Below are 13728 nucleotides of genomic sequence, written 5' to 3'. Positions count from 1 at the left end.
ACGATCCCGATGACCGCCGCGCAGCGGGGCATCTTCTATGCACAGCAGATCGATCCGGACGTGCCGATGTCCGTCGCGGCGTTCGCCGAGTTCCGCGACGCGGTCGACGCGGACGTGATGGACCGCGCGGTCGCCGCCACCGCCGCCGAGACGGAATCGGGTCTGTTGCGCCTCGTCCCCACCGAGGACGGCGAGCCGCGGACGCTGGTCGACACGGAGCGCCGGGTCACCCTCGGCCGACGTGACTTCGCCGACGCCGACGACCCGCGCGCGGCGGCGATGGCCTGGATCGACGAGCACCGCGGCACCCCCACCGACCTGTACGGAGATCATCTCCTGCAGACGTATCTGCTGCGTCTCGGTGACGCACACCACATCTGGTACTGCTGGGGCCATCACCTGGCCTTCGACGGCTATGCCGCGATGTACATGATGCTGCGGGTCGCCCAGCACTACACCGCCATCGTCGACGGCACCGACGTCGCGCCCGCCGACATCGCGTCGATGGCCGACATCGCCGACTTCGACACCGAGTACCGCGAGTCGGACCAGTTCGCCGCCGACCGCGAGCACTGGAGGTCGCGACTCCTCGACGACGGCGAACTCCCCGAGGTCACCTCCCTGTCCTCACGGACGGCCGTCGCCGCGCCGACTGCGACGGTGCGCGATCACACGCTGCCCGCCGACCTCGTCGACACGATCCGCGGATTGGCCAAGGCGCATCGGGTCCGTCCCGCGTCGGTGATCACCGCCGCCGTGGCGACCTACCTCGCGCGGCTCAACGACCGCGACGAGATGATGCTCAGCCTCCCGATGGCCGCACGCGAGCGCGAGATCCTCCGGACCTCCGCCGGACTCACGTCGAACGTCGTGCCGATCCGCGCGCGCATCGACGACAACAGTGGTCACCCGGTCACCATGGCCGATCTGCTGACCACGGTGAACGGTGAGATCAAAGAGGCTGTGCGCCATCAGAAGTTCCGCCACGAGGACATCAGCGGCGACGTGCTCGCCAGCCCTGGTGGCCGACGCGGATTCTTCGGACCGATGGTCAACATCATGCTCTTCTTCGAGCACATCGACTTCGGCACGCTGCGCGGCGAGCTGAACGTGCTGTCCACCGGACCGGTGGAAGACGCCTCGATCAACGTCTACGACGGGTTCACCGGCGGGATGCGCCTCGACCTCGAAGCCAATCCGAACGTCTACTCACACAACGAGATCGTCACCCACCACGACCGGATCATCGCGTTCCTCGAACGTTTCGTCCAGGCCGACCCGTCGACCCCGGTGACCGACCTGGCACTGATGGGCGCCGACGAGGCGGCCGCAGCCAACCGCGCCGCCGTCGGGGAGCATGTCGATCTCGGCGACACCACCCTGGTCGACCTCCTCACCCGCGCCGCCTGCCGGCACGCCGGACAGCCGGCGCTGGTGGCCGGCGACGGCACGACACTGTCCTACGATGAACTCACGCGACGGGCAGATGCGGCGGCGGACGGGCTTCGCGCCCGCGGGATCGGACCGGAGAGCGTTGTCGGCGTGGCACTCCCGCGGGGCATCGACCAGCTCGTCGGCCTACACGCCACCGTCCGCGCCGGGGGTGCCTTCCTGCCGATCGACCCGGCGGAACCCGCCGAACGTCTCACCCACATCCTCGACACAGCGAGTCCGGCGCTGCTGATCGCCGACGACGACTTCCCGGCCTCCGGTGTCGACACCGTCGACCTCGCGGCCCTGTCCGACCCGGACACCGCGTCAGGACACCCGCGTTCGTCGACCCCGGTGCGCGGGGATCATCCCGCATACGTGCTGTTCACCTCGGGCTCCACCGGAAAGCCCAAGGGCGTGATGATCTCGCACCGCTCGATCGTCAATCGCCTCCGGTGGATGCAGTCGCGGTACACGCTGAACGGCGGCGACCGGGTCATGCAGAAGACCCCGGCCACGTTCGACGTGTCGGTGTGGGAGTTCTTCTGGCCGTTGGTCTCCGGCGCCGCGCTGGTCATCCCGTCCCCCGACGGCCACCGTGACCCGTGGTACCTGCGCGACATCATCGCCGCCCACCAGGTCACGACGACCCACTTCGTGCCATCGATGCTGACGGCGTTCGCGGCCGCCCACGCCGACGACATCGCGGCCACCGCCGACGACCTGGATTCGCTGCGACAGATCTTCACCAGCGGTGAGGCCCTCACCCCCGAGACGGTCGCCGCCACCGCCCGGCTCACGGACGCGCCCGTACACAATCTCTACGGGCCCACCGAGGCCGCGATCGACGTGACCTTCCACGATCGGTCCGACGCCGACGCGACGACGGTCCCGATCGGCGCGCCGGTCTGGAACACCGGGGCCTACGTCCTCGACCACCGACTCGCCCCGCAGCCGGTCGGTGCCGTCGGCGAGCTCTACCTCGGCGGAGTGCAACTCGCCCGCGGCTATGTCCATCGAGCCGACCTGACCGCGGGACGGTTCGTCGCCGATCCCTCCGGCTGCGGCGAACGCCTGTACCGCACCGGCGATCTCGTCCGCCGTCGCGCCGACGGCGAGCTCGAGTACCTCGGGCGCAGCGACTCGCAGGTGAAGATCCGCGGCCAGCGCGTCGAACTCGGTGAGATCGAGGCGGCGCTGCACCGTCTGGACGGCGTGCGCGCCGCGGCGGTCGTCGTGCGCGATGACCTGGTCGCCGACTCGGCCGCTGTCGTCGGTTATGTCACCGGCGACGGCTCGTTGTCCGAACGCGACCTGCGCGCCGAACTCACCGACCACCTGCCCGACCATATGGTCCCGACCGCGATCCTCGTACTCGACGATCTGCCGACCACGGCCAACGGCAAGCTCGATCGCCGGGCACTCCCGGCGCCGGAGCGCCCGGCCGGCACCGATCACCTCGCACCGCGCAATCCGCTCGAGGAGCTCGTGGCCCGCACCGTCGCGGCCGTCATCGGGGTGGACTCGATCTCCATGTCCGACAATTTCTTTGCAGTCGGCGGCAACTCCCTCTCGGCCACCCGCGTGGCGGCCCGACTCTCCCGGGCGACCGGTGAACGGATCGGCATCCGCACCATCTTCGACGCCGCCGACATCGCCGGTGTCGCAGCCGCACTGGTCGCCGCCGGGGTGTCCGCCGACGAGCACCACACCGATCCCGTCGCCGGCATCCCCGTCGCGATCCCGACGGATCCGGTTCCGCTCTCCCCCGCCGCCACCCGGCTGTGGCTGACCAACCGGATGGACCGGTCGGCGGCCGCGACCTACAACATCCCGTTCACCGTGCGCCTCGTCGGTGCGCTCGACACCGACGCGCTCTCCGCCGCACTGCTCGACGTCGTCGCCCGTCACGAACCGCTGCGCACCAGGGTCACCGACGACGGCGGTAGCCCCTACGCCGACATCATCGACGCCGGCCGCGTCGAGATCGACGTGCCGGTGTCCGAGGCCGACGACACGCTTCCGGTGCGCGAGTTCGCCGCCGCCCCCTTCGATCTCGCGCATGATCTGCCGATCCGCGCGCGGATCGTGCGCACCGGCGACGACGACCACAACCTCACCGTCGTCATCCACCACATCGCCGCCGACGGGTGGTCGCTGGCACCCCTGGCGACCGATCTCGCGGAGGCCTACCGCGCCCGCCGCGACGGCCAGACACCGGATCTGATGCCCTTGCCGGTCACATACTCAGAGGTCAGTGCACGACGCCACGCGGTGCTCGATGCGACGGTCGACGACGAACTGTCCTTCTGGCGGACCGAACTCGCCGGCTCGCCCGGTGAGACGGAACTGCCGTTCGACCGTCCGCGCACACGGCTGCCCGACCCGACCGGCGCCACCATCCACAGCGGCGTCGACGCCACGGTGCACCGGAGCGTCCGGCAGATCGCCGACAGCACCGACTCCACCGTCTTCATGGTCTGCCACGCGATGGTCGCCGCACTGCTGCGCGGCATGTCGCAGAACCCGGACATCACCGTCGGCACACCGGTCTCCGGACGCGGCGACGCCGAGCTCGACCCGATGGTCGGCATGTTCGTCAACACCGTCGTCCTGCGCACCGGGGTGGACAAGGACGCGTCGTTCGCCGATCTGCTCGAGCGGGTGCGCGATCGCGACCTCGCCGCCTTCGAGCATGCGGAGGTGCCGTTCGATCGCCTGGTGACGGAGCTGAATCCCGAACGGGGCAGTGTCCATCCACTGTTCCAGGTCTCGGTCGCCGTCGAGGACAGCTCCGCGATCGACCTCGAGTTCGCCGGATTGTCGGCGACCGCATCGCGGATCGACACCGGACACACCAAGTTCGACCTGCAGTTCACGTTCACCGAACACACCGACGCCGACGGCGGTCCGGGCGGACTCGGGATCGAGATCGGCTACGCGACAGCACTGTTCGACCGTGCCACGGTCGCCGCACTCGCCCAGCGCCTGCGCCGGGTGATCGACGCGGTCGTGCGTGATCCCCAGGTCACCATCGGCGATGTGTCGATGCTCGACCCGATGGAACGTCTGGACCTCGTGCCCGCCGTCGGCGCGGGCCGCCGTCCCGTCGAACACCTCTCGCGGCTGCTCGACGCCGCCGTGTCCGCGGAACCGCAGCGCACCGCGCTGTCCGACCGCACCCATGATCTGACCTACGCCGAACTCGACGACGCATCGAATCGGTTGGCGCGGCTGCTCATCGCCCACGGCGCCGGCCCCGAGCGCTTCGTCGCCGTGTCGATGCCGCGCGGGGTCCGCTGGATGGTCACCCTGTGGGCGATCGCCCGCTCGGGAGCGGCCTGGGTGCCCGTCGATCCGGACTATCCCGCTGCGCGTATCGCCTTCATGATCGAGAACTCGGGCGCGGCTCTCGTCGTCACCGACTCCACCAGCGATCCGGGAGCCGATGGCGTCCGCGCATTGCGCCTCGACGACGACGCCCTCCGCGAGGAGTTCGCCACGCAGGATCCCGGTCCGATCGTCGACGCCGACCGTCGGGCCCCGCTCGCCGTCGATCACCCCGCCTACCTGATCTACACGTCCGGCACCACCGGCACGCCGAAGGGCGTCGTCGTGAGCCACCGGGGCCTGTCCGACTTCGCGGCCGAGCAGGTCAGTCATTTCGGCCTGAGCCCGGACAGCCGCACCATGCAGCTGGCCTCGCCGAGCTTCGACGCCTCGGTGCTCGAGGTGCTGATGGCGGTGTCGGCCGCCGCGACGATGCACATCGTGCCCCCGGGCATCGTCGGGGGCCGTGAACTCGCGGACATCATGCGCGCACGTCGGGTCACCCATGCGTTCCTGACCCCGTCGCTGTTGACGACGATGGATCCCGATGAGCTGCCCGACCTGCGCACGTTGGTGATCGGTGGCGAGCACCCGAATCCCGAAGTGGTGCGCCGCTGGTCGGCCCGCAGATCACTGTTCAACGCCTACGGGCCGACCGAGACCACGGTGGTCGCGACGATGTCGGAGGACATCGACCCGGCCGACGAGGTCCTCACCATCGGTCGCCCGATCCGCGGCATCGCCGCGATGGTCCTCGACGAGCGCCTGCGCCCGGTGGCGCCGGGTGCGGTCGGTGAGCTGTACATCGCCGGCCCGCACCTGGCCCGCGGGTATCACGGCGTGCGGCCGTTGACGTCGAAGAGCTTCGTGGCCAACCCGTACGGCGACCCGGGTGACCGGATGTACCGCACGGGCGACCTCGTCCGCTGGACGGCGGACCGTGTCGGCGACACCCCCGGGTCGACCGGTCGGCGGCTGGAGTTCCGCGGCCGTGCCGATCATCAGATCAAGATCCGCGGACACCGCATCGAACTCGGTGAGATCGATGCGGCGCTCGTCAGCGATGATGCGGTGAGCGCGGCAGTCACGACGACGCACGGCGAGCCGGCGGCCGCGCGACTGGTGGCCTACGTGACGCTCTCCGGCGCCGCGGACGGACACGTCGACGACGTCGTGGCGACCGTCCGCGACCGGCTGAGCCGGCGACTGCCGAAACACATGGTCCCCTCGGTCATCATCGAGCTCGACGAGATCCCGACGACCCCGATCGGCAAGGTCGATCTGCGTGCCCTGCCCGCGCCCGACTCGGTCGGCGCAGTCGACGGCGACTCCCCCTACATGGCTCCGCGGACCGCCGCCGAGCGGACCGTGGCCGCACTCGTCGCGGACCACCTCGGGATCGATGCCGCGACCGTGGGCCGGGATCACGACTTCTTCGACCTGGGAGGCAATTCGCTCTCCGCGACCCAGCTGGTGGCCGGGCTCGAGGAGATCGGCGGGCGCCGCATCTCGGTCCGCGACATCTTCGACCACTCGACGATCGCGGCGCTGGCGCGCCTGGCGGCGGGCGAGCCCGACACCGAGTCCGTCACCGACACAACGGTTCCCGACGACGAGGACTCGCGTCCGCTGTCGCTGCTCAGTCACGACCCGGACGCCGTGGTGGCGCCGGGACCCGCGCAACAGCAACTCTGGTTCCTCAATCGGCTCGCCCAGTCCGATGATCCGGTGGACGGACAGTCGGACGGTCAGACGTCGGCGAGTGCGTACAACATCGCGTTCGCGCTCGACCTGCGCGGCGACCTGGACATCGACGCGCTCTCGGGTGCCCTGCTGCACGCCGTCGAGCGCCACGAGCCGCTGCGCACCGTCTACCCGGAACGCGACGGACGACCGGTGATGGAGGTCCGGCCGGCCGACGACGTGATCAAGGAACTGACCGCACAGGTCACCGATCATGCGGGCTGGACCGCAGATGCACGCCACCTGGCGGGCGCCGGTTTCGACCTGACCGTCGACGCCCCGATCCGTGTCGCGCTGCATCGCCTCGAGACCGGGGACGGCGACATCGATTCGTCTGCGCCCCACCACAAGCTGACCATCGTCGTGCATCACATCGCTGCCGACGGATGGTCGATGACGCCCCTGGCGCGCGACATCGCCGGGGCCTACGCGGACCTGCACAACGGTCGATCACCGGCGCAGGCACCGCTGACGGTCGACTACCGCGATTACCTCCGGTGGCAGGCCGAGAATCTGGGTGTCGACCCGCAGCGTGGTCTCTCGATCGACGCACGCGAACTCGACGCCGACGTCGGCGGGCAGGACGGGACCCGGCTGGGCGAACTCGCCCACTGGTGGCGTCGTGAACTCGAGGGAATCGACGCCTCCCCCGTCCTGCTCCCCGATCACGACTCCGCGGCCTCCGCCGACGATTCCGACGCCGCGCCGCACACCGGTGTGGTCGAGGTCGAATTCGACGCCGGACTCCGGGCGCGCTTGCGTGCCCTTGCCGACGGCAAGGCCACCGAGTTCATGACGGTGCACGCCGTGTTCGCGGCCCTGCTGCACCGATTGAACTCCGATGCCGATGTCCATGTCGCCGGCGCGGATGCTGATGTCGTCATCGGTACCCCCGTGGCCGGACGCAACGATCCGCGGCTGTCCGATCTCGTCGGGATGTTCGTCAATTCGGTCGTGCTGCGCACACCGATCGACGGTTCGGCGGGCTTCGGAGAGCTGCTCGACACCGTGCGTCGCCACGATCTCGAGGCACTGTCGCAAGCCGATCTCCCGTTCGAGCAGGTCGTCGCGGCGGTCAATCCCCCACGCAGCGGCCGTCATCCGCTGTTCGGTGTGGTGCTGGCGTTCGACGCGGAGACCACCGACGGCCGGGTCCCGACCGGTCCGTCGCTGGATCTGGAGGGTCTGCAGGTCACGCCCGAGGAGGTCGACACCGGCACGGCACGTTTCGATCTCGAACTGCGCATCCGGGGCGACCGCGCACGGTTCACCTACGCCGGCGACGTCCTCACCCACGCTCGCGTCGAGTCCATCGCCGACGCATTCGTGTCGTTGGCCCGTCAGATCGTCGCCGATCCGCGGCGACGGATCGACGAGCACACCCTCACCACGCCACGTCCGTCGGCGCTGCCGGCGATCGCGCCACGTCATCTCGCCGACATCCTCGAGACGTCGGCCCTCGGGCACGCCGACACGGTCGCCATCGACACCGGAACAGAGACGGTCACCTACCGCGAGCTCGATGAGCGGTCCTCGGCCTGGGCTCACCGGCTCACCATGCTCGGTGTCGGCACCGAGGATGTCATCGCCGTCGCGCTCGAGAGGTCGATCGAGTCGGTCGTCGCAGTGTGGGCCGTCGCCAAGGCCGGCGCCGCCGTCCTGCCGATCGACCCACGGTATCCCGCCGAGCGGGTGACCCACATGCTGACCGACTCCGGCGCCATCCTCGGGATCACCACCGCCGAACGATTCGGCACGCTGCCGCAACGCATCTGGTGGGTCAGCACCGTGTCGTTGGAGACCGACGGCGTGACGGGTACGACACCCGCACGACCCGCCGCACGTCTCGTCGACAGCACGGCCTACGTCATCTACACGTCCGGGTCGACCGGCGAGCCGAAGGGTGTGAACGTCACCCACCGCGGATTGGCCGCGTTCTCCACCGCCCAGCGTGACCGCCACGGCGTGACGAGCGACAGCCGCACCCTGCACTTCGCGTCGCCGAGCTTCGACGCGGCCATGCTGGAACTGCTGCTGGCCGTCGAGGCCGGCGCCGCCATGGTCATCGCACCGCCGACGATCTACGGCGGCGACGAGCTCGTCGACGTCCTCGCCGAGCAGTCGGTGAGCCACGCGTTCATCACACCTGCCGCACTGTCCGCGGCCGCCCCGCGCGACCTGCCGGACCTGCAGACGCTGGCCGTCGGCGGAGAGGCGTCGCCGCCCGAGCTGATCGCACGGTGGGCCCCGGGCCGGAGCTACCTGAACTGCTACGGTCCGACCGAGACCACGATCGTGACGACGATGTCACAGCCGCTGTCACCGGGCGACGAGATCACCATCGGCACGCCGATCGACGGTGCCACCGCACTCGTGCTCGACCATCGGCTCCGTCCCCTGCCCGGCCGGGTGCCCGGCGAGCTGTACCTCGTCGGCGACGGGGTCGCCCGCGGTTACCTGAACCGGACCGGCCTCACCGCAACGCGTTTCGTCGCCGCACCGGACGCCGACGGCCGGATCATGTACCGGACCGGCGACGTCGTCAGTCGACGACCCGACGGCGCCCTGATCTACCACGGCCGCAGCGACAACCAGGTGAAGGTGCGTGGTTTCCGGATCGAGCTCGACGAAGTGACCTCGGCGATCAACCGTCATGCCGCTGTGGACTTCGCCACCACACTCGTGCACGGCACCGGTGCCGACGCCACCCTGGTCTCCTACGTGACGATCCGCGACGACGTCGCGCACGAGGCCCGACCGGACGGTCCCGGAATCCTTGCCGCCGTCCGCGGCCGCCTGCCCGCCCCGATGGTCCCCGCGTCGATCACGGTCATCGACCGGATCCCGCTGACCCGCAACGGTAAGCTCGACCGAGCGGCCCTGCCGACCCCGGCGTCGACGGCGCGCACCGCGTCGGGTCCGGCCCCGGAATCGTTGGCGGAGAGGCTCGTCGCGCAGGTCCTCGGCGACGTGCTCGGTGTCCGCGACGTGTCGTCGACCGACGATTTCTTCGAACTGGGCGGCACCTCACTGCAAGCGACCACGCTGACGAGCAGGCTCAACCATGTGCACCGCGGACAGCCGGTGCGTGTCCGCGAGGTGTTCGACAACGGCACCGTCGCCGAACTGGCCGCCCTGATCGATCCCGTCCCCGAGGCGCTCGACGAGGCGTCGGCGCCGGGACCGCTCGCGCCGGTCGATCGTCCGTCGACCGTGCCGTTGGCCCCGGTGCAGCGACGACTGTGGTCGGTGACCCGTGCGGCCCCGGATTCGACGCAGTACACGATGCCGTTCTCGTTGCGGCTGACCGGCCGCCTCTCTGTCGACGCCCTACGGGGCGCACTGGAGGACGTCGTCACGCGTCACACGTCGCTGCGCACCGTCTATCCGGTGCGTGACGGCGAGCCCGTCGGCATCGTGCTCGACGAGCCCGCGGACGTCGTCGGTTCGGTGCGGGTCCACCGCCACGCCGATCCCGTGGGCGTCGCCGAGGAGATCTGTGCCCGCCCGTTCGACCTCACCGTCGACGCGCCGTTCCGTGCAGCCGTGGCGTCGTCGGGCAGCGACGAGCACGTGCTGATCCTCGCGATCCACCACATCGCCGCGGACGGTGCGTCGTTGCCGGTACTCGTCGGCGACCTCCTGACCGGCTACCGCGAGCGCCTCGCCGGCCGCGCCGAGCCCTGGCGGGCCGCCGACGTCGACTTCCGCGACTATGCGGTTCGGATGGCGTCGGAGGGTCTGGCCGACGACGACCTCGCCTACTGGACGGCTCGTCTGGCCGATGCCCCGACCGAGACGACCATCCCGGCCACCGTCGCCGACGACGCCCCCGCCGACAGCGGGGCGCTGGCCACCGTGGCCATCGACGACGACGTACGCGAAGGACTCACCCGGTTCGTCCGTGACCACAACACGACCGCGTTCTCGGTGTTGCACAGCGCGCTCGCAATCCTGTTGCACCGCATGGGTCTGGGCCGCGACGTCGTGGTCGGGACTCCTGTCGCCAATCGATCCCCGCGGTCGGGCAGCGTCCTCGACTTCTCCGGCGTCGTCGGCATGTTCGTCAACACCCTCGCCCTGCGTACCCGGATCGAGCCGGGCCGCAGTGTCGCCGACATGGTCGCCGAGGTCCGCGACGACGACCTCGAGGCGCTCGATCACCGGGACGTCCCGTTCGACGACGTGGTCAGTGAGCTCAACCCGTTACGCGAGGCGGGACGGCATCCGCTGTTCCAGATCGCGTTGTCGGTCCACGATTTCGCCGACGGTATCGACGGTTCGACACTCGAAGTCGACGAGAACCTCGGCATATCGGTCTCCGAACTCGACACCGGCACAGCCAAGTTCGACCTGCAGTTCACCGTCACCGGGATGAGCCCGGCCGCCGGGAACGCCTCGGTCGAGGTGTCGTACGCGGCAGGCCGCTACCGCCGCGAGGATGTCGAACTGCTCATCGCCCGGCTGATGCGGGTCGTGCGCGCGATGATCTGCGACCCACAGCGGGCCGTCGGCGACATCCGTGTCACCGACCCGCTCGAGGTGGCCCGGTTCAGTCCGGTCACCGGTCCGCACCCGTCGCGCCCCGTGACATTCGGGACGCTGCTCGACGAGGCGGTGCGCCGGAACCCGAACGGGCTCGCCGCAGTGACCGAGCACGACGTCATCACCTACGCCGACCTCGACGCCCGGGCAAATCGTCTGGCGCGTGTGCTTCTCGGACGCGGAATCGGTTCACGGACAACGGATTCCCCCAGCACCGAGTCGTCCCACGGTGAGCCGGTGGTCGCGATGGCGGTGCCGCGGTCCATCGACGCGCTCGTGGCGATCTGGGCGATCATCCGCTCCGGCGCCGCGTATGTGCCGATCGATCCGACCTACCCCGCGGACCGGATCGCGCACATGCTCGACGACAGCGGCGCCTGCCTCGTCGTCACCACCGGGGAGGCACGGCCGTCGGTCACCACCGACACCCCGACGATCGTGCTGGACGACCCGGCGATCCGCACACGGATCGGACATTCGTCGCCGGCTCCGCTCAGCGATGACGAACGCACGACACCGATCCGGGTGGATCAGCTCGCCTACATCATCTACACGTCCGGCTCGACCGGGAAGCCCAAGGGCGTCCTGGTTCCGCATTCGGGCCTCACGGCGGTACGCGACGAGCTGCGAGATCGTCTGGCGCCGAACATGTCGTCGCGCGTACTGCACTTCGCGTCACCGAGTTTCGATGCCTCCGTGCTCGAATTCCTGCTCGCCTCGGCCGGCGCGGCGACGCTCGTCGTGGTCCCGACCGACGTCTACGGTGGTGCGCCGCTCGCCGACTTCGTCGACCGCCACGGAGTCACGCACGCCTTCATCACCCCGGCGGCGGTGGCCAGCATGGATCCCCACGCGGTCCCGACGCTGCAGGCGCTGGCGATCGGCGGTGAGGCCTTCGGCAACGAACTCGTGCGCCGGTGGGCACCCGGCCGCACCCTCGTCAACGTGTACGGACCGACCGAGACGACCGTGATCACCACGGGCAGTGAGGAACTGTCGACCGACGCCGACCTCACCATCGGCACCCCCAACAACGGTGTCGCGGCGCTCGTCCTCGACGAACGTCTGCATCCGGTACCACCCCGGGTGACCGGCGAGCTGTATCTGATCGGCGATCAGGTCACCCGCGGTTACCACCGCAGACCCGACCTCACCTCGGTCCGGTTCGTGCCGGCACCGATGGTGGCCGGGCCGCGCCATGCCGGATGCCGTATGTACCGCACCGGAGATCTGGTGCGGTGGACCGACGACGGACGCCTCCGCTACGTCGGCCGCGGCGACAATCAGGTACAGGTGCGGGGCTTCCGCATCGAGCTGGGGGAAATCGACGACGCCCTCGCCGCGCAGCCCGCCGTCGACTTCGCGGTCACCGTCGTCGACGACCCGTCGGCCGACGGCGGGAGCGGACCCGCCTCGGTGCGCAGCTACGTCACCGCTACGCGCGGCCACGAACCGGATCCGGAGGCGCTGCGGCGCGACGTCGCGGCGCTGCTGCCCCGGCACATGGTGCCGGCGTCGATCACCGTGCTCGACGAGATACCGATGACCCCGGTCGGGAAGCTGGACCGGCGGGCACTGCCCGAACCGCAGCGCCGCGCGCCGTCGCGGGCACCGCGCCCCGGCACCGAATCGGCCGTCGCCGCGGTCTTCGCGGACGTGCTCGACCTCGATGTCGCCGACGTGGGTGCCGAGGACGGATTCTTCGACCTCGGCGGGAACTCGTTGATGGCGACCGCCGTGACGACACGCCTGTCGGATCTGTCCGGTCGCGACATCAACGCCGGAATCCTGTTCACCGCACCGACACCGGCCGAGCTGGCGGCGATCGTCGACGGCCACGGGACGCCGGAGGGCGTCGAGGATCGCGGTGTCGTCGATCCGTTCGCGACGGTCCTCCCGCTCCGGCGGGCGCGGTCGTCGGCCGAGCCGGTCGCACCGCTGTTCGTGGTGCACCCCGCCATCGGGTTGTCGTGGAGCTTCACTTCGCTGCTCCCGCACATCGATCCCGACCGTCCCGTGTACGGGCTGCAGAACCCGATGCTGTCGGGCGGCGCGGAACCGCAGTCGGTCAGCGAACTCGCAGCCCTCTACATCGAGCGGATGCGGGAAATCGCCCCGGCCGGCCCGTATCACCTGCTCGGCTGGTCTCTCGGCGGTCTGATCGCGCAGGAGATGGCGATCCAGCTGCACGCCGCCGGCGACGTCATCGACGAGCTCGTCCTGCTGGACTCGTTCGTCGTCGCCGACCGTCCCGGTTGTGACGAGACCCCGTCCGTCGCCGAACTGCTCGCCGAGTTCGGGCTCTCCGCCGACACCGGCCCCGGCGGCGAACCGACCATCGCCGAGGCGTGGCAGGCGGTCCGTGACGCCGGTGGCTCGCTCGGCGGACTGACCGAGGCCGAGTTCGGGAGGGTTCACCGCGCCTTCCTGGCCGCGACACCGCTGGCCGCGGACTGGCGGCCACGCACGTATCACGGCGATGCGGTGTTCGTGACGGCCACGGCGGACCCGCCGCCCGGGGGCCCGGCGGTGGGCGACTGGGCAGGACGCATCACCGGCACTGTCACCGAGTTCACCGTGGACTGCAGTCACGCCCGGATGCTGCTGCCGGAGAACGTGTCCGAGTATTCCTCCGCCATCGACCGATCCGCGCGCCCTCGCCGCACGAACGAAGGGTGA

The 13728-nt window shown here is 70.1% G+C and carries 1 protein-coding gene; it reads left to right on the top strand.

The genetic code is table 11. The features are described from left to right. Positions 1-9: 9 nt before the first annotated feature. Positions 10-13728, top strand: a complete 13719-nt coding sequence (locus QSJ19_RS04845; RefSeq protein ID WP_286318864.1) for a non-ribosomal peptide synthetase — start codon at positions 10-12, stop codon at positions 13726-13728.

Source organism: Gordonia sp. ABSL11-1, assembly GCF_030315685.1.
Classification (GTDB): Bacteria; Actinomycetota; Actinomycetes; order Mycobacteriales; family Mycobacteriaceae; genus Gordonia.
This window is presented reverse-complemented; position numbering and strand designations above follow the sequence as displayed.

Bases quoted from the DNA above. Each gene is read 5' to 3' on its own strand.
- QSJ19_RS04845 (WP_286318864.1), top strand. From the start codon at position 10: ATGACCGCCGCGCAGCGGGGCATCTTCTATGCACAGCAGATCGATCCG.